The organism is Nostoc sp. KVJ20 (genome assembly GCF_001712795.1).
GTDB lineage: Bacteria > Cyanobacteriota > Cyanobacteriia > Cyanobacteriales > Nostocaceae > Nostoc.
This window is the reverse complement of the sequence record NZ_KV757751.1, coordinates 1-18924: the sequence shown is the minus strand read 5'-3', so window position 1 is coordinate 18924 and position 18924 is coordinate 1. Positions and strand designations below refer to the sequence as shown.

The window sequence follows — 18924 nt, the reverse complement described above, 5'->3', positions numbered from 1 at the left end:
TCCCCCAGAGTGCATTACTTCCATGACTGCAACCTCAAAACCAGCCTTTTCCCCCCAAGAAATTGCGGCTGTTGGTCTTAAACCAGAAGAATACGTAGAAATTGTCCGTCGGTTAGGCCGTCATCCCAACAAAGCTGAATTAGGAATGTTTGGCGTGATGTGGTCTGAGCATTGCTGTTATAAAAATTCTCGACCTCTACTCAAACAATTTCCCACCGAGGGCCCCCGCATTCTCGTGGGGCCTGGTGAAAATGCTGGTGTTGTAGACTTGGGTGACGGACTCCAACTAGCTTTTAAGATTGAATCCCATAACCATCCCTCAGCGGTCGAACCCTTTCAGGGAGCTGCAACGGGAGTCGGAGGTATTCTCAGAGATATTTTTACAATGGGTGCGCGTCCCATTGCCCTATTAAACTCGCTGCGCTTTGGTTCCTTAGAAGATGCCAAAACCCAACGGCTGTTTAGCGGTGTGGTGGCAGGAATCTCTCATTATGGTAACTGTGTGGGAGTACCCACCGTTGGCGGTGAAGTTTACTTTGACTCTGCTTACTCTGGTAATCCTCTGGTGAACGTTATGGCACTGGGGTTGATGGAAACATCAGAAATCGTCAAATCTGGAGCATCTGGCTTAGGCAACCCTGTACTGTATGTTGGTTCCACCACTGGGCGCGACGGTATGGGAGGTGCGAGTTTTGCTAGTGCAGAATTGAGTGATCAATCCATAGACGATCGCCCTGCTGTGCAAGTGGGCGATCCCTTTTTGGAAAAGTCGTTAATTGAAGCTTGTCTGGAGGCGTTTAAGACGGGTGCAGTTGTCGCCGCCCAAGATATGGGAGCGGCGGGGATCACCTGTTCTACCTCAGAGATGGCGGCAAAAGGCGGTGTGGGAATTGAACTAGATTTAGATAAGATTCCCGTCAGAGAAACGGGGATGGTTCCTTATGAATATCTGCTTTCGGAATCTCAAGAACGAATGCTGTTCGTTGCACACAAGGGGCGTGAGCAGGAATTAATCGATATTTTCCACCGCTGGGGACTTCAAGCCGTTGTCGCGGGGACAGTCATCGCTGAACCCATTGTGCGGATTCTCTTTCAGGGTGAAGTAGCAGCAGAAATTCCCGCTGAGGCTTTGGCGGAGAATACACCACTGTATAACCGGGAGTTATTGGCAGAAGCACCAGAATATGCGCGTCAAGCTTGGGAGTGGACTGCTGAATCCTTACCTCCTTCCACAACTGCTGGAATAGAACTTCCAGGAGGACTGCAAAGTTGGAATGATATTCTGTTAACTTTGCTTGATACACCTACGATCGCTTCTAAAAATTGGGTATATCGTCAGTATGACCATCAAGTACAAAATAATACGGTAACACTGCCAGGTGGTGCAGATGCCGCTGTTATCCGTTTGCGCCCCCTGGAAGAGGATAGGGAGCGGGGGAGCGGGGGGGCAGAGGAGCAGAGAAGAATTCCCAATGTCCAACCCGGTGTTGCTGCTACGGTAGATTGCAATCCTCGTTATGTTTATCTTGACCCTTATGAGGGAGCGAAGGCAGTGGTGGCAGAAGCAGCCCGCAATCTTAGCTGTGTGGGTGCAGAACCTCTGGCTGTGACAGATAACCTAAATTTTGGCTCTCCAGAAAAACCTATTGGTTACTGGCAATTAGCAGAAGCTTGTCGCGGTTTGGCGGAAGGTTGCCGAGAATTAGCAACACCAGTCACAGGCGGAAACGTCTCTTTGTACAACGAAACCCTAGATTCTGAAGGCATCCCACAACCCATTTATCCCACTCCTGTTGTGGGAATGGTGGGCTTAATTCCCGATATCACCAAAATTTGTGGCCAAGGTTGGCAAACATCCGGCGATGTGATTTATCTTCTCGGATTGCCTCTGGCATCCCAAATCAGTTTGGGAGCATCTGAATATTTAGCCACTATCCACGATACTGTTGCCGGAAAGCCGCCACGGGTAGATTTTGACTTGGAACGCCGCGTCCAGAAAGTTTGTCGTGAAGGAATTCGTAATGGTTGGGTACGTTCAGCCCACGATTCTGCTGAGGGAGGAGTGGCGATCGCATTAGCCGAATGTTGTATTGCTGCAAACCTTGGCGCTGAAATCAATTTAGAAATAGCACCAACGCAATTAAACCGCTTAGATGAAGTGCTGTTTGCCGAAGGTGGTGCCAGGATTTTAGTTTCTGTAGCATCAGCACAACAAGAAATTTGGGAATCATACTTACAGGAACATCTGGGTAAAAATTGGCAAAAACTGGGTACAGTTGGTAATTTTGAGGCGGGTTTGGGGGTTTTCACCACTGATAACCAAACCTTAATCAAAGTTAGTATCGAAGATATGAACGATCGCTATTCCCATGCGATCGCCAGACGTATCGCCATCCACACCACTACCCCTAGTTAAAAAAGTGAGGAGTTAGGAATAAAAAGCATAACTCCTTACTCTTTTATTAGCGTCTCTGAGCATAATTACGGTACTGTTTTAATGGATGGTTAAAGATTTGTTAAGAACTCCGCAACCATTTATATAATCCCAGTGACTTGACCCCCCCACCAGGAGCAAAGCTAGCATGATTTCTATTCATTCTGTCACTTCGGATGAATACCCCGACCAGACCAACGACCCAATCAATAGTCATGAAAATCAGTCTGACAAGCCAGAAGAAGCTTGTGGTGTTTTTGGGATCTACGCCCCAGGAGAAAACGTTGCTAAACTGACCTACTTTGGATTGTATGCCCTCCAGCATCGGGGTCAAGAATCAGCTGGTATTGCCACCTTTGAGGGTACAAAGGTACATCTCCACAAAGACATGGGCTTGGTGTCTCAAGTTTTCAATGAATCTGTCTTGGATCAATTGCCCGGTAGTCTTGCTGTTGGTCACACTCGTTATTCCACAACAGGTTCTAGCCGCAAAGTTAATGCCCAACCCGCAGTATTAGAAACCCGTTTAGGCTCATTGGCTCTTGCACACAATGGTAATTTAGTCAATACTGTGCAACTACGTCAAGAGTTGCTTGAAAATAAATGTAACTTAGTCACCACAACAGACTCAGAAATGATCGCTTTTGCGATCGCAGAAGCGATCAATGCTGGTGCAGATTGGCTAGAAGCTTCAATTCACGCATTTCACCGCTGTCAAGGAGCCTTTAGTTTAGTAATTGGCACTCCTATAGGCGTTATGGGTGTACGCGATCCTAATGGCATTCGCCCCTTAGTAATCGGGACTTTGGCTGGTAATCCAGTTCGTTATGTTTTGGCTTCCGAGACTTGTGGTTTAGACATCATTGGAGCCGAATACCTGCGAGACGTAGAACCAGGTGAATTAGTTTGGATTACTGAAGAAGGTTTGGCTTCCTATCATTGGAGTCAAAAATCTGAGCGGAAATTGTGCATTTTTGAAATGATTTACTTTGCCCGTCCTGATAGCGTTATGCACAACGAGAGTTTGTACAGCTATCGAATGCGGTTAGGACACCAATTAGCTAAAGAATCTGTTGTAGATGCCGATATTGTCTTTGGTGTTCCTGATTCTGGTATACCTGCTGCTATTGGATTTTCCCAAGCGTCTGGTGTCGCTTACGGCGAAGGACTGATTAAAAATCGCTATGTTGGGCGAACCTTCATTCAACCAACCCAAACCATGCGGGAATCGGGTCTGCGGATGAAACTCAATCCCCTCAAAGATGTGCTGGTAGGGAAACGAGTAATTATTGTAGATGACTCGATTGTTCGCGGTACTACCAGCCGTAAACTAGTGAAAACTTTGCGTGAAGCAGGTGCAGTAGAGGTACACATGCGAATTTCTTCTCCGCCTGTAACTCATCCCTGCTTCTATGGCATCGATACCGATTCTCAGGATCAGCTAATTGCTGCTACCAAGTCAGTAGCAGAAATTGCCAAGCAACTGGAAGTAGACAGCCTTGCCTATCTGAGTTGGGAAGGAATGCTAGAAGCGACACGAGAAGACACCAATAGTTTCTGTTCTGCCTGCTTCACCGGAGATTATCCCGTGGTGATTCCTGAGCAAGTGAAACGTTCTAAGCTGATCTTAGAAAAAGTAGTGGTGTAGGAATTGGGGGATTAGGGATATGAGAAGCAATACCCAGTCCCCAATCCCCAGTCCCCAGTCCCCAATACCCAGTCCCCAATCCCCAGACTTAATCTGGGGATAATTCTGATTTTTCTGGCTTGAGTAAGGGGAAGGCGATCGCATCCCGAATACTGGCACAATCAGTTAATAACATCACCAAGCGATCGATCCCAATCCCTAAACCACCAGTAGGCGGCATCCCATATTCCAAAGCTGTCAGAAAGTCTTCATCTACACCTTGGGCTTCTAAGTCACCAGCAGCTTTCCGTGCAGCTTGTGCTTCAAAACGTTCTCTTTGATCGATAGGATCGGTAAGTTCTGAGAAGCTATTCCCAGTTTCTCGCCCGACTATAAATAACTCAAATCTTTCCACTAAACCAGGTTGAGAACGGTGGGGTTTTGCTAGAGGCGAAATTTCTACGGGATAATCAATTACAAAGGTAGGTTGAATTAAATTGGCTTCTACTTTCTCTTCAAAGGCTAAATTTAGTAACTTACCAATTGATTGAGCTTCATCGATACCAGGAATACCAGCATTTTTACTTGCTGTTTTTGCTTCTTCCAAAGTTTGGAACGAATTAAAATCCAAGCCCGTAAATTCTTTAACTAAATCGTGCATTGTCACCCGCCGCCAAGGTGGTGTTAAATTTATCGGTTCTCCTTGGTAGGTGATTTCCAATGTGCCGAGTACCTCTTGGGCGACAGTGGTAATAATTCCTTCAGTCAGCGCCATCATATCGTTGTAGTCGGCGTAGGCTTGGTAAACTTCAATCGTCGTAAATTCGGGATTGTGTCGAGTTGAAATTCCCTCATTGCGGAAAACCCGCCCCAATTCAAACACCTTTTCAAAACCACCCACAATCAACCGCTTGAGATGGAGTTCTGTGGCAATTCGCAAATACAACTCCATTTCTAAAGTGTTGTGGTAGGTGACAAATGGACGTGCATCTGCACCCCCAGTCTCACTTTGCAAAACTGGTGTTTCAATTTCCAGAAAATCCCGCTGTTCTAAATAGCGGCGAATACCAGCAGTAATTTGAGCGCGACGGCGGAAAGTTTGTCGGACTTCTGGGTTAACAATCAAGTCAACGTAGCGCTGACGGTAACGCTTGGCAACATCCGTTAATCCATGCCACTTGTCGGGTAGGGGCAACAGGGATTTAGTGAGGATCGTATATTGTTTAACGTAGACAGATAACTCGCCCTTTTCAGTCCGTTTAATAGTACCTTTGGCTCCCAGGATGTCGCCTGCATCTGTAAGTTGCTTCAGGTGATTGAAGGCATCGGCATCAATATCTGCCATACCTTCTTGAATACGATTTTTATCCAGATAAAGCTGAATTGTACCGGTTTCGTCTTGCAAGGTGAAGAAAGCTAATTTACCGAAAACGCGACGTGCCATAATGCGTCCAGCTATGGCAACTTCTAAATCAACTTCTTCACCATTGGATAAATCGGCAAATTGTTCTTGCAACTGCGCTGCATGATGGGTAGATTCCCAACGATAAGCATAGGGATTAGTGCCTAGCTGCTTGAGTTGTTCTACTTTCTCCAGCCTCGCGGCTCGGATATCTTCTTCCGACATGGTAACGAACTAAATAGGGCAAGATTAATTATAGATGCTGCCAAAGTTGAGAGTAAGCAATAATCGCCTAAAAGTGATGCGCGTAGGCGTAGCCCGCCGCAGGAAACATACAATCACACAAACTAGAGTGCGCCTGTGGACTGTCAACGAATATCATCGGATGTTTGAAACGGGTATTATTACAGAGGTTGAACGGGTAGAACTGATTGATGGGCGAGTTATCCCGATGAGCGCCAAAAATCCTGTCCATGCAGCGACAACGCCTTGTGCATCTGACTACCTCAAGCGGCTGCTAGTAGAAATTGCCTTACTTCGGGTGCAAAATCCCATTTATTTGAGCCAATACTCCGAACCTGAGCCAGATATCGCTGGTGTCCGCATCGATTCGCGAAAGTATATCCATCTTCATCCCGCACCCAATAAAATCTTTTTATTAACTGTCCTTGCGTATTTGTCAAGATTTTGAGATATTAAATTGAAAAATCAATTCGGATAAAAACTTATGGCTACTGAGCAAGAGCTTCAATCTCTTTTTAATACCTTAGATAGCGATCAAGACGGCAAAATCTCCATTAATGATCTTTTTTTAAGTCCTGGCTTAAGTGCAATCATCTCATCAGAAACAAATACCACTAGTCCCCAGGAGTTACTAGTACAGTATGATTCGGACAAAGACGGTAGTATTACCTTTGAAGAGTTAAAGGAAGCAGTTGAGAAAGCAAATAATTTAAACTAGCAGTCCAAAAATCAACGCTACACTACCCCAAAATCTCTCTAGCCCACACTAAATCCCTCTCTAGGCAACTCTTGAGGGATTTGCTTTTATTGGCCCCTTAGTGACACTTTGCTGATCAGCTTACAACAGAATATTGTATAAAACGAAACTTGTTTTATCATGCTAGATGATAAGTCTGTAATAATAAAAGCGATTACCTTAATATAAAAAAGGCGATCGCTTATTATCAAAATTTTCCAGTATTATTAAACCCTTTACTTCTGCCAAACTTGTAGCAGATGTCTAGATGAAATAGCTTTAATTTTCAAGTTAGTAAATTGGACGATCGCCTTTACTAAGTCTTGCTGTTCTGGTTGCAAATTTAGTTTTTCTAGCGCTTGCTTGATATTGTTACCAGCCCGGAGATTGTGATTAAGTTGGTCACGCTGAGATGAGTTTAATACTGCCGCAATTTCCTTATTTCTTCTCTGACGCACAGCCTGGAGTTCCTGGCGTTGTAAGGGAGTCAGGCTAATCTCCGATGAGGTGGAGTAGCTTGCAGTTTTGGCCGCCTGGGCGAAAATCACACCATAAGTCGTATTGATTTGAACGGGTGCGGCTAAGGCAATTCCCGGCATGAAGAGGACAAGAGCAAGAATATTAGCGAACACAGATAGCCGTTTTGTCAAGTAAATTGCCATATTGTCATATTTAGAAATGCCTAGTACAGTATGGCGGAAGTTTGCCTACCTTTAACAAGTTGCTTTGAGCAACTTGTCTGGTTAATTAACCTCCAAAACCAGAAACTAAACGCTTGAGGGCACGACCTGCAATGTCGCCATAGCGCAGTTCTCCACACATAATCTTACCCATGATTTGGGGAGCAGAGGGGTGCTTAACACCAACTTTGTAGCCAATATTGGAAAACCGATAAAACGCTCCAGCTAACTTTTGCGCCCAAGCCATCTCAGTACCCAACTCTTCATTAATGGCTTCGCTATATCTTTCTAAAGCGTTAGTGTCATTAGAAAGTGCTTCATTAATGGTTGCGGCTGCCAGCAAACCACTAACAATTGAGGGGCGAATGCCTTCTGCGGTCATGGGATCAACTACACAAGCAGCTTCCCCAGCCAAAACCGCATTTTGGGTGTGCATCTTTTGATTACCATCCCAAATACATAGGGGATGACCATATTGTTTGCTGGTTTTGAGGTCTACATTCAACGATTTGGCGTACTCATCCAAAATCTTTTTGAAGTCCTGGGGTTGACGGCCAATAAACGTCCCAACACCGATGGAATAACCATCAGCTTTGGGAAAGTTCCAGAGATAGCCGTTTTTGACCAAGCCAAACTCAAAATGAATTACGGGTTGGTTTTCTATAATTCCAGGGATTTCTGCCTCTAAAGCCCCTGTGAGGAAACGTTTGCGTTCTTTGAAGCCTAGCCATTTTGCCATCGGCCCTTTAGCACCATCAGCCGCAATTAAGTAGCGACCTGTAACTGGGCCACTGGCTGTGTTAACTTGCCAATAGTCACTTTTAAATTCAATACCCGTAACTTCCGTATTGTCTCGTAGTTCAGCCCCTTGCTTCTGTCCTTGCTGCACTAGGAAATGGTCAAAAATATCTCGTCGCACCATCCAGACTGGTTCTTTTGTGGCGATTTTGGCTTCCACGGGGTCGCCCAATTTCCAGGTAAAGCGAAGGGAGTCGGCTTTCAAAGAAATCGCTGGGTTAAAATCAAAGTCAAACCATTGAGCGATCGCTGGAGATACACCACCGCCACAAGGTTTATATCTTGGCAAGGATTCTTTTTCCAGCACTAATACTGAGCGACCTTGTTTGGCTAAATGATATGCCGCTGTTCCACCAGCTGGCCCAGCGCCGACGATGATGCAGTCGTACATAAGGCTGAATTTTTGCTCCTGAATTAGTTTCTTTTCTATTGAGATACTTAATTAATTTTTGGTAGATACCTAAGAAATGATAAAGGCTGAAGAATTTATCCATTATCCTTCAGCCTTTATACTTAAGACTTGAGACTTTAAACAGTCGTAATGTCTTTTTCTTTTTCTGCCAGCAATTCGTCTATTCTGGCAGTGTACTTGTTTGTTAGTTTTTGCAATTTATCTTGCTGATCTCGTGCTTCGTCTTCAGGAATTTCGGCGTTTTTTTCCTGTTTACGAATGGCGTCTATGGCATCGCGGCGGATGTTGCGAATAGCAACACGACCCTCTTCAGCATATTTAGATGCTATTTTGACGAGTTCTTTACGGCGATCGCTTGTCAACGGCGGAATATTCAACCGAATCACGGAACCGTCGTTGCTGGGGGTTAAACCGACATCTGACAAAGAAATCGCTTTTTCGACTATATTTAAACTGCTGCGATCGTAGGGTTGAATTAAGATCGTCGTAGCATCAGGCGTACTAATGTTTGCCAGTGATTTTAAGGAAGTGGGCGAACCGTAATAATCCACCAATACCTTATCTAATAGACTCGCATTGGCTCGACCAGTGCGAATTGAGTTAAAAGATCGTTGAGTCGCCTCAACGGTCTTTTGCATCGTACTCTCAGCTTCAGCTAATTTCACAAGAACCTCCCACAAGGGTACCGATGGATTCTCCCAAGACTGCCCGGTGGATATTTCCTCGCACCGTTAGGTCAAATACCAGAATTGGGATATTATTTTCTTTACACAAGGCGATCGCAGTACTATCCATCACCCGCAAATCTTTGGCTAAAACGTGCGCGTAGGTGAGGCTATTGTAACGCTTGGCGTCGGGATAAATATGAGGATCTGCATCATATACTCCGTCTACTTTGGTGGCTTTAAAAATCACCTCAGCATCAATTTCTGCGGCTCTTAATGCCGCAGTGGTATCTGTAGTAAAAAAGGGATTCCCAGAACCAGCACCAAAAATTACCACCCGCCCTTTTTCAAGATGACGGATGGCACGACGACGGATATATGGTTCTGCTAATTCTTGCATAGCGATCGCAGTTTGCACCCGCGTCTGTACTCCTATGCGTTCCAGAGAATCTTGTAGCGTCATGGCATTCATTACCGTGGCAATCATCCCGATATAGTCAGCGGTTGCCCTGTCCATCCCCGCCGACGCTGCTTTGACGCCACGAAAAATATTGCCGCCGCCAACAACTATGGCGATTTGAGTGCCAGTGGCTATCACCTCTGCTAATTCTTGTGCTATTCCTTTGACCACTTCTGGATCAATGCCATAGCCCATGTTGCCCATTAAGGCTTCACCGCTCAGTTTGAGTAAAACCCGTCGGTAATTCGTTCCCATGAAGTTCCGCTTTATCAAAAAAGTTGCAATTGCCTCCAATTTAAGATAACAGTTACAGGGACTATCTATGTCTAGTTACGCCAAATCAATGTAGTACCTATTGGTTCTGTTTGTGGTATATCTATTTCTTGACCTTTAAACAGAGATGCGATCGCAGTTCTCAAATAATCCTCTCCCATCGATGATGGGTCTTGGCGATGATTGTCAATTCTACCTTTGTAGCGGACTATACCATTAGTATCTATTAAAAAAGCCATTGGTGTTTTTGTCGCACCAAAACTGCGGGTCACATCTTGCGTAGAGTCCCACAGGTAGGGGAAGTTCAAGTGGTGACGCAGGGCAAAAGCTTTCATATTTTCAAAGCTTGACCGAGTTTCGCGATCGCCATCACTACCATTCATTCCAATTAGTGTGAAGCCTTTTGGACCAAATTCGGCTTGAATGTTTTTTAGCTTGCCTAGATACCACTCTACATAAGGACAGTGGTTACACATGGAAATGACGCCTACTGCTCGAAACTTCTCAAGATAACGCCTGAGATGGTGTACTTGACCATCAATTCCTGGCAGTTCAAAATCTGGTGCATAACTCCCAACCGGAGTATCAATTGTTTCCAGTATATTCATGTTTTCTGGCCCGCAGAACTAGGAACAAGAAAAGTATTGTTAAATTCAGCGTCAGTTTCCAGTTGCAAACCACCCCTTAGCCGATGCCTCATATTCGACAATCTTATAGACTTACATTGGCGATCGTAAATTGTGAAACTACTGAATCTATCACTGATGCTAATTCGCTTACATCTCCAAATAGCGAAAATATTACTCACATTACAAAATTTCTGATTTCTAATACTGACATAATAAATATAAGTTGTGAGTAAATTACCCTCTATCAACAAGATGAAAACTCTCTTTCACTAGATAAAACTATCAGCTTGATGCTAGTGTTACCAGCCTAGAAGCTTTCGTGGTATAGGTATAGGCTATCACTAGAGCAAAAGATTTATTTTGAAAATCTGATAAATTTTCTTCAAATTCAAAACAATTTTACTTGCGTCTTACTGCTGAAAGGCTTTTACCCTTGTTTTCATCAAAAATTCCCATGACAACCTCAACTTCAAACACAGCACTTACCTCTACAAAAACCTGGATTTGGCACGATTTTCCTATCTGCTATCAAACCCAAGGAACCACTGGGCCAGCTGTTGTCCTCGTGCATGGATTTGGCGCTTCTTGGTGGCACTGGCGGAAAAATATTCCCGTATTAGCGGAAAGTTGCCGTGTTTATGCGATTGATTTGATTGGATTTGGCGCTTCCGCAAAACCTAAACCTGGTGAACAAATTGCCTACACATTAGAAACCTGGGGACAGCAAGTAGCAGATTTTTGTCGCGAAGTTGTCGGTGAGCCAGCTTTTTTAGTGGGAAATTCTATTGGCTGTATTGTAGCCATGCAAGCAGCAGTAAGCAACCCAGATATTGCCCTGGGAGTTGCTTTACTCAACTGTTCTTTACGGCTGTTGCACGATCGCAAACGAGTAACTTTACCTTTATCTCGTCGTTACGGAGCGCCTCTACTGCAACGCCTGTTATCTATCAAACCAGTCGGCGAGTTCTTTTTCAATCAACTCGCCAAACCGAAAACAGTGCGGAAGATTCTGCTACAAGCCTATGCCAATCCTGAAGTGGTGACAGATGAGTTGGTAGATATTCTCACTTCACCAGCAAGCGATCCTGGTGCTGGGGCTGTGTTTCTAGCTTTTACTTCTTATTCTACAGGCCCTTTACCAGAAGACCTTTTACCACTGTTATCCTGTCCGGCGATTATCTTGTGGGGAACAGCTGATCCGTGGGAACCAATTAAGTTAGGAAGAGAATTAGCTAACTTTCCTCAAGTACAAAAGTTTATTCCTTTAGAGGGAGTGGGGCATTGTCCGCAGGATGAAGCGCCGGAGTTAGTCAATCCGATTTTACTCGATTGGATTTGGGAGCGATCGCACTTAAAAGACTCGGCAAAATTGGAAGCATAATTTGTATCCAGCCACTCTCAAAATGTTCAGAATTTGGCTATGACTTCTTCTCCCCACTATATTCCCCAATCTGATCCGCCGCTTCCTCCTTGGGAAACTCTACCAACAATGTATGATTTACCAAGTGAAAACCCAGAGGAACCCGGTTTGCCAGACGATTTTCACTTTTTACAACCCTTACTTTTATATTTAACTTTTCAGCCAATTAACTGGAATCCAGAACTAGTTTATAGTGCGGCTGACCTTAATCTCTACTATGATCTCCAGCATCCTTTGTGGTATAAACGCCCAGATTGGTTTGGTGTGGTAGGTGTAGGAAAATTATACAAAGGGGAGGATTTACGGTTAAGTTATGTAACGTGGCAAGAACCAGCAAATCCCTTCGTGGTTGTTGAATTATTATCTCCAGGTACGGAAGATGAAGATTTAGGCACAAGAAGAGAAAGTGCAGCAGATAAACCTCCTAGTAAATGGGAAGTTTATGAACGAATTTTGCGGATTCCCTACTATGTTGTTTTTAGTCGCTATACTAATGAACTTCGGGCTTTCCAGTTAGTCGGTGGTCACTATGAACCGATGAACTTGACTGATGGATACCTGCTAATGCCAGAGATAGATTTAAGTTTAGGCTTATGGCAGGGTTCATTTCAAAATATTGAAAGGTTGTGGTTAAGATGGTTCACTTTGGCGGGTGAATTAATTCCCGTACCTACAGAAGAAGCCGCTGCTGCAACGGAACGAGCTATCATTGCAGAACAAGAAGCTACAGAAGCTAAACAAGAAACTGCTCAAGCTAAACGAAAAGCAAAACAATTAGCAGAACGTTTGCGTCAGTTAGGTGTGAATCCTGATGAACTAGATGAATTCTTGTAGCTTCAGGAGTATTTTTTGATACACAGCATATTTTTCTGCTTTTGACAAATCACCTGTACTGAAAACCTTGATAGCAGATTCCGAAACAGCTATCTCATAATGAGATTGGCTCTCAGAAAGATTAATTTTTGAGAGCGATCGCATATTTAGCACTTGAAATACATATAATATTTTCTTCAGGAAGTCTATGGGAACCTCAGTTTTTCTGAAAAACCATGATGTTACGCTATATCCTTACTGTTCCTAAACTCAGTGTCAATTGGGTTACTAGGCGTATAGATCAGGTTCAGTTGCAAATCCAAAAGGCGATGCCCTGAACATTCGCAGATATTACCGCAGACACTGGCTATGTTGCGGCTGCTAGAATACCTAAGTGTGAGTAGTATGATTAAACTACCCAGGTAAAAATTGTCTATTTGGTCACACAAGACCATCGAAAGATTGTAGAAAAGTGTATTTCCTTGTCTTGATAGTGGTGCTAACCTCAATTTGAAGGATGTTATCAGCCTTTATCTGCTAGAGTTTCTGACTTTCAGCAAACTAAATAATCTATCAACAATAAAATCGCTAGGAGTGCGATGAGATGTCACAGTTACATATCACAAGGCCAGAAATAGCTGCTGGAACTCTAATCGATAACCGCTATATTATCCAAAAACTTCTAGGACAGGGAGGATTAGGACGAACTTACTTGGCTTTTGACACTCGTAGATTTGATGAACCTTGTGTCCTCAAAGAGTTTGCACCCATTGGCACAGGGGAGAGTGGACTGGAACAATATCGCAACTTATTTAAAAGAGAGGCAAAAATTCTTCATCAATTGCAACATCCTCAAATTCCCAAGTTTTTGGCTTGCTTTGAAGGAGATGGTCGGCTATTTCTAGTACAAGAGTATGTTGATGGTAAAACATATTCGAGATTGTTAGGAGAACTTCAACGTCAAGGAAGAAATTTCTCTGAAGACGAAGTTATCCAGTGGCTAAAAAATCTGCTGCCTGTTTTGGAATATGTCCACCAGCACAACATTATCCATCGAGATATTTCTCCTGATAATATTATGTTACCCACTGGCAAGGATCTGCCAGTACTGATTGATTTTGGTGTCGGTAAACAAATTGCTGACGTGAACGAAGGGAGAAGTTCTAACCACCAGGTAACCTTTGTTGGCAAAATGTCCCTCGTCGGTAAAGTGGGATACGCTCCCCGCGAACAGATTAGCTTGGGTTTATGTTCCCCCTCTAGTGACCTCTATGCTTTGGGTGTAACAGCTATTGTGCTACTCACAGGTAGAGATCCATCTTTACTAATGGATCAGTATTCACTTGAGTGGAACTGGCGTTCTTATACCTACGTAACTGATAGTTTTGCTCAAGTACTTGATCAAATGTTGGCAGATAGGCCTAACAAACGATACCAAACAGCTAGGGAAGTTATCACAGATTTACAGCGTCTTGGAGAAACAAAAGTGGCAATGTCTCCTGCAATCATGTTTGATGATTTACCTGCCACGGTATTTAATCCTGAATTTCAGGCTATGTCGGCAATATCGCAGTCATACAACCAAGCTGGAGAAACAATTTTTAGTTCACTGAGTTCACCTACTAGTCCGCAAACTGGGCGAATTGAACAACAACAACCTACCCTCCAACCAGCATTTATCAAAAGTTGTCACCAAGGGTTAGCCTACCACATAGGCCCAATGGCAAATGTGATTATAGAAGAAATATTAGATGAAAATCCTTACATCTCACCTGAACAGTTGATTGAACTTATAGCTAGACAAATTCCTGACTTTCAAGCAGCTATTGAATTCAGAAAAAGATTATTCTCATAGAGATTTAAAGAGGATAATATTTAATTTTGGATTGTTTAGTCTCCTGTACTTCCCTGAGTGCGTTTGATTCTTTTCATTGCCATTTCTAAACTTAACTGCATCCGTTTAAAGGCTTTAGCTAAATTACCGATTTCATCATTAGACATCTGCTCAAATTCCACTTCCATATGTCCGGTACTAACCTCTTCGGCAATGCGAGTCATGCGTTTGAGAGGCATAACAACTTGTCGATTCAAGAATAAGTTGACTAATAGGATAGTCGCTATAAATATAGTTGATACAATTAGGATAATTAGTAAAGAAGACTGATTTGCTTTATTGATGACATTATTTGCAGGTACTGATATAATCTGAGCGCCAACAATCTCATTAAGCTTCCACCCAAATCCATTAGCTGCACCATAAAGATTAATCATACTTTGAGGTGCAGCTTCGGGTACACTATGACAGACCAGACAACTTTGTTCAGACACTGGTAAGGGACGAGCAATATAAAAGATGTCCCCACCAGGAATTGAGCGAAATCCACTCACTTCTTTAAGGTCTGATTTATTTCTGAACCTTTCTACAATTTCCGCCTCAAAACCGTCAGCCTTATCTCGAAGATTAGTGGGATTGAGAGTTGCTTCTTTGTAAAAGAACTCGCGGTAGTCTTTTGTTTTTCGTAAAATTTCAAAGACCTCTCGTGCTGAGTATGCAGGCACACTTTGCGGCAAAAACTCAGTAGCCAATTTATCAGCTAGCTCTGGATTCACTTGAGTACTAGTGTATTTACGAACAGAACTCATCGTTTCCATGAGCATGAGACCTGTGGAGCTAATATCTTGTTTAGCATTCTCCCTAAGTAGAGAAGACAGAGCAAATCCACTCAGGCTCAGACCGAATGTCAAAATTATCAATAGCAGAATTGTAAACTTTTGTTTCAGATTTAAATTTCTTAGCATAATTTTGTATTACTTACAAGTCAAATTATTATGAACAAATATGACTACAGTCATCATTTACTTTAATATGAGCAATTAACTTTCATATTTTGGTGTAAAGGCATAGTTTAGCGAAAACTATTAGGGTATATACAACTTTATACTATTAGTAATTATTGAGGTTAATGAAAATGTTCTCTAAATAACTAAGCTCCAAAAAACTACAACAGCAATTCAAATGGAATTCCTAAAAATTCGTGTTGGCTGTTCTGATACCGTGCCAAAATAAATACCAGCAATTGTCAAATATTACTAATGGTGTGGAATGCAGGAAAGTCTTTATTCGGGGGACGCTACATTATCGAAAGCCAACTAGGTGAAGGCGGAATTGGCATTACTTATCTTGCCAGAAATCAACGGAATCAACAGCGAGTGATTAAAACCCTCAAAGAAGAAATCCTGAATCACCCCGCCTGGATACTCCACCGAAACAAGTTGCGGCAAGACTTTCGTGATGAAGCAGTTCGGCTGGCCGTGTGTCACCATCCTCATATAGTACAGATAGAAACCATCTTTGATGAGGGAAATTTGCCCTGCATGGTGATGGATTACATTGAAGGCGAAGACTTAGGACAGCGCTTGAAGCGGATAGGGGTGCTATCAGAAGCGGAAGCACTGTTGTACATCCGGCAAATTGGCGACGCTTTGACCCTAATCCATTCTAAAGGACTGTTGCATCGGGATCTTAAACCACGCAACATCATGATCCGCATTGATAAATCAGAAGCAGTGCTGATAGATTTTGGCATCGCTAGAGAATTTATTCCTAATATGATCCAAAGGCATACAGTGTATCGTACCCCTGGTTTTGCCCCACCTGAACAGTATGAATCAGAAGCGCCACGAGGAGAATACATTGATATCTATGCCCTAGCCGCTACTTTGTATAATTTACTCACCGCAGTTGTACCAACAAGTGCAGATGATAGACGTCACAATATCAATTTAGAACCACCACAATATTTTAATCCCAGTATCAGTAATAGGGTAAATCAGGCTATTATGTGCGGCATGGATTTGGAGTCAACCTATCGACCCCAGTCTGTGCAGGAGTGGTTGGATTTATTAGGCCCGGATAGAGGGGAAGATGTCACAGCAACATCATCTACCTTAGTGATAACGCCTAGACTTAAATTACCTCCACCTGTTTTACCACTTGTATTAAATCAGCAGAACTGGCAATGTATACAGACCCTCAAAGGTCATTCTAGTATGGTTCATGCGATCGCCATTAGTCCAGATGGGCAATTTATTGCTAGTGGCAGCAACGACAAGACTATCAAACTTTGGCAAGTGGGTACTGGTAAGCTAGTCCGTCAACTGGGCCGTTGGTTTTCTGGTCATTCCAGCATGGTTCATTCCGTCGCCTTTAGCCCAATCTCTTCAAACCTTTCTTTTCAAGGGGATTCTGGTAAATCTGCGGGAGTTGTAGACCTGAACCGAAGAATTTTAGCTAGCGGTAGTTGGGATAACACCATCAAATTATGGGATGTCAACACAGGCAAAGAAATTCGTACTCTCATTGGTCATGCTAATTGGGTGAATTCCGTTGCCTTTAGTCCAGATGGTAAGTTTCTGGCTAGCGGTAGTGCTGATTGTACAATCAAACTGTGGCAGGTACACACAGGTATAGAAACCCAAACTTTCAGAGGTCATTCTGACTCAGTTTCGTCAGTTGCTTACTCTCCGAAAACGCCTGCAACCAATAGCAAGGATAGACAACTGGTGGCCAGTGGTAGTAATGATTACACGATTAAACTGTGGCAACTATACACAGGCAGAAATATTTGCACATTATTAGGTCATTCCTTTTTCGTCAACTGTATTGCTTTCAGCAAAGACGGAGAAATTATTGCTAGTGGCAGTGGTGACAATACGATTAAACTGTGGCACGTAAATACAGGCAGAGAAATTCGTACTCTCATTGGTCATTCTGATTCAGTTTGGTCAGTTGCCTTTAGCCAGGATGGGCAATTTCTCGCTAGTGGCAGTTGGGACAACACTATCAAATTGTGGCACGTACACAGTGGCAGAGAAATCAGCACACTTATAGGGCATTCCAACTATGTTAGATGTGTTACCTTTAGTCCCGATGGACAAACCCTAGTTAGTGGTGGTGATGACGACACTATCAAGATTTGGCGAAGAGGGTAGTAAGTAATTCGTAATTCGTAATGACGCTCGTGGACTCGCTACCGCTGGGCTAACGTAATTCGTAATTCGTAATGACGCTCTCTACGAGATGCTAAAAGCGTAGCTTGCAACTCTTACAGAGTAAGCGGACTCGCTTTGCGCGTCGCTAACGTAATTTTTAATGATGTTCTCTACGAGACGTTGTGCGTAGATTGCTTCCCTGTAGGGGTACGCGGACTCGCTAACGTAATTTTGAATTTACATATCTATGTGCTGAGTGTAGTTCGATACTTTTAAATCTACAGATAGAACTGCGATCGCCCCAAATTTGCGACAATAATGACGGCAACCGTGATTATTGAACAATAAATTATTATGGGTTTTGGTATTGGTGATTTATTCTGGATTTTCCTACTTCTGACTTCTTTGCAACCCCTTTGGCAAAAACGTCAAATAGAATATCGGCGCTTGCGTGCTTTACAAGAATTCCAGCAGGAACGCAACAGTCGGGTGATTTTGCTGATTCACCGCCAAGAGTCCATTAGCTTCCTGGGAATTCCCATATCTCGCTACATTACTATCGAAGACTCAGAACAAATATTGCGAGCAATTCGCCTCACACCCGCAGATGTACCCATTGACTTAATTTTGCACACTCCTGGTGGTTTGGTTTTGGCTACAGAACAAATCGCCAGAGCATTAATTCGCCACCAAGCAAAAGTCACAGTCTTTGTACCCCACTACGCCATGAGTGGCGGTACTATGCTTGCCCTCGCCTCTGATGAAATTATTATGGATGCTAACGCTGTCTTAGGGCCAGTTGATCCCCAATTGGGTAATTACCCCGCAGCAAGTATCCTGAAAGTAGTTGAAGATAAACCCATCAGTGAGATTGATGACCAAACTCTAATTATGGCCGACCTCTCACGCAAAGCAATACAACAAGTACAGCGGTTTGTACGAACTTTGCTGAAAGACAGTATACCCAAACAAAAAGTTCTTCCAGAAAATATCGAACCGATTATCGAAGCCTTAACAACTGGGCGCGTTACCCACGACTATCCCATCACTATTGAAGAAGCAACAGAAATGGGGCTGCCCGTAACCGTCGGACTGCCCCATTCTATTTATGAACTCATGGATTTGTACCCACAGTCACAAGGAGGACGACCCAGCGTGCAGTACATTCCTATGCCTTACAATGACCGCCGTTCAATTCTACCTACACCCAAAGGCAGACCCTTAGAAGAACCAAATCAGATGACTTGAGTCTTTGAGGTAGGAATTTTTTCTGATGACTAAGGTGTAGATGTCGGTGTAGCTGTTGGTGTAGATGTTGGTGTAGCTGTCGGTGTAGCTGT

The 18924-nt window shown here is 43.4% G+C and carries 16 protein-coding genes; 9 read left to right on the top strand and 7 right to left on the bottom strand.

Translation table 11 applies throughout. From position 1 onward, the window contains the following. The first annotated feature begins 22 nt into the window (after positions 1 to 22). Both purL and purF read left to right on the top strand, forming a co-directional pair. Positions 23 to 2416, top strand: a complete 2394-nt coding sequence (gene purL, locus A4S05_RS34565; protein ID WP_069074285.1) for a phosphoribosylformylglycinamidine synthase subunit PurL — start codon at positions 23 to 25, stop codon at positions 2414 to 2416. Between the two features lie 166 nt (positions 2417 to 2582). Further along, positions 2583 to 4082: an amidophosphoribosyltransferase gene (gene purF, locus A4S05_RS34560; RefSeq protein ID WP_069074284.1), complete on the top strand. Its 1500-nt coding sequence runs from the start codon at positions 2583 to 2585 to the stop codon at positions 4080 to 4082. Between the two features lie 88 nt (positions 4083 to 4170). Here the strand turns inward: purF and lysS are convergent, their stop codons facing one another. Continuing rightward, on the bottom strand, positions 4171 to 5688 hold the full coding sequence (gene lysS, locus A4S05_RS34555) for a lysine--tRNA ligase (RefSeq protein WP_069074283.1): 1518 nt from the start codon (positions 5686 to 5688) through the stop codon (positions 4171 to 4173). A 34-nt stretch (positions 5689 to 5722) separates the two neighbouring features. Here lysS and A4S05_RS34550 point away from each other — a divergent pair, with 34 nt between their 5' ends. Beyond that, positions 5723 to 6154 (top strand): Uma2 family endonuclease, encoded by a 432-nt coding sequence (locus A4S05_RS34550; protein WP_069074282.1) that lies wholly within the window; start codon positions 5723 to 5725, stop codon positions 6152 to 6154. 36 nt (positions 6155 to 6190) lie between these two features. Then, positions 6191 to 6424: an EF-hand domain-containing protein gene (locus tag A4S05_RS34545; RefSeq protein WP_069074281.1), complete on the top strand. Its 234-nt coding sequence runs from the start codon at positions 6191 to 6193 to the stop codon at positions 6422 to 6424. 254 nt (positions 6425 to 6678) lie between these two features. Here A4S05_RS34545 and A4S05_RS34540 read toward each other — a convergent pair whose 3' ends face one another. The 5 genes from A4S05_RS34540 to A4S05_RS34520 form a co-directional block, all read right to left on the bottom strand. Further along, a complete protein-coding gene (locus tag A4S05_RS34540; RefSeq protein ID WP_069074280.1) occupies positions 6679 to 7104 on the bottom strand; it encodes a hypothetical protein in 426 nt (141 codons plus the stop codon). An 85-nt stretch (positions 7105 to 7189) separates the two neighbouring features. Beyond that, positions 7190 to 8311 carry a geranylgeranyl reductase family protein gene (locus A4S05_RS34535; RefSeq protein ID WP_069074279.1) on the bottom strand — a complete coding sequence of 374 codons (1122 nt, stop codon included), beginning with the start codon at positions 8309 to 8311 and terminating at the stop codon, positions 7190 to 7192. A gap of 137 nt (positions 8312 to 8448) precedes the next feature. Beyond that, positions 8449 to 8997, bottom strand: coding sequence for a ribosome recycling factor (gene frr, locus A4S05_RS34530; protein ID WP_069074278.1), 549 nt, complete (start codon positions 8995 to 8997; stop codon positions 8449 to 8451). Next, a complete protein-coding gene (gene pyrH, locus A4S05_RS34525) occupies positions 8984 to 9712 on the bottom strand; it encodes a UMP kinase (RefSeq protein WP_069074277.1) in 729 nt (242 codons plus the stop codon). Before pyrH ends, frr begins: the two co-directional genes overlap by 14 nt. A gap of 71 nt (positions 9713 to 9783) precedes the next feature. Then, complete coding sequence (locus tag A4S05_RS34520; protein ID WP_069074276.1) at positions 9784 to 10338, bottom strand: thioredoxin family protein; 555 nt, start codon at positions 10336 to 10338, stop codon at positions 9784 to 9786. Between the two features lie 475 nt (positions 10339 to 10813). On the opposite strand from A4S05_RS34520, the gene A4S05_RS34515 reads away from it, so the two are divergent. The 3 genes from A4S05_RS34515 to A4S05_RS34505 all read left to right on the top strand — a co-directional run bounded on the left by A4S05_RS34515 (position 10814) and on the right by A4S05_RS34505 (position 14447). Beyond that, positions 10814 to 11740, top strand: coding sequence for an alpha/beta fold hydrolase (locus A4S05_RS34515; protein WP_069074275.1), 927 nt, complete (start codon positions 10814 to 10816; stop codon positions 11738 to 11740). 39 nt (positions 11741 to 11779) lie between these two features. Beyond that, on the top strand, positions 11780 to 12613 hold the full coding sequence (locus A4S05_RS34510; protein WP_069074274.1) for a Uma2 family endonuclease: 834 nt from the start codon (positions 11780 to 11782) through the stop codon (positions 12611 to 12613). A gap of 583 nt (positions 12614 to 13196) precedes the next feature. Next, entirely contained in the window at positions 13197 to 14447 is a 1251-nt protein-coding gene (locus A4S05_RS34505; protein WP_069074273.1) for a serine/threonine-protein kinase, read from the top strand. Positions 14448 to 14482: 35 nt separating this feature from the next. Here the strand turns inward: A4S05_RS34505 and A4S05_RS34500 are convergent, their stop codons facing one another. Then, positions 14483 to 15391: a Tll0287-like domain-containing protein gene (locus A4S05_RS34500; RefSeq protein WP_069074272.1), complete on the bottom strand. Its 909-nt coding sequence runs from the start codon at positions 15389 to 15391 to the stop codon at positions 14483 to 14485. Positions 15392 to 15685: 294 nt separating this feature from the next. Here A4S05_RS34500 and A4S05_RS34495 point away from each other — a divergent pair, with 294 nt between their 5' ends. Beyond that, positions 15686 to 17584, top strand: coding sequence for a serine/threonine-protein kinase (locus A4S05_RS34495; RefSeq protein WP_069074271.1), 1899 nt, complete (start codon positions 15686 to 15688; stop codon positions 17582 to 17584). Positions 17585 to 17938: 354 nt separating this feature from the next. Next, positions 17939 to 18832 carry an SDH family Clp fold serine proteinase gene (locus A4S05_RS34490; protein WP_069074270.1) on the top strand — a complete coding sequence of 298 codons (894 nt, stop codon included), beginning with the start codon at positions 17939 to 17941 and terminating at the stop codon, positions 18830 to 18832. Positions 18833 to 18924 lie beyond the last annotated feature (92 nt).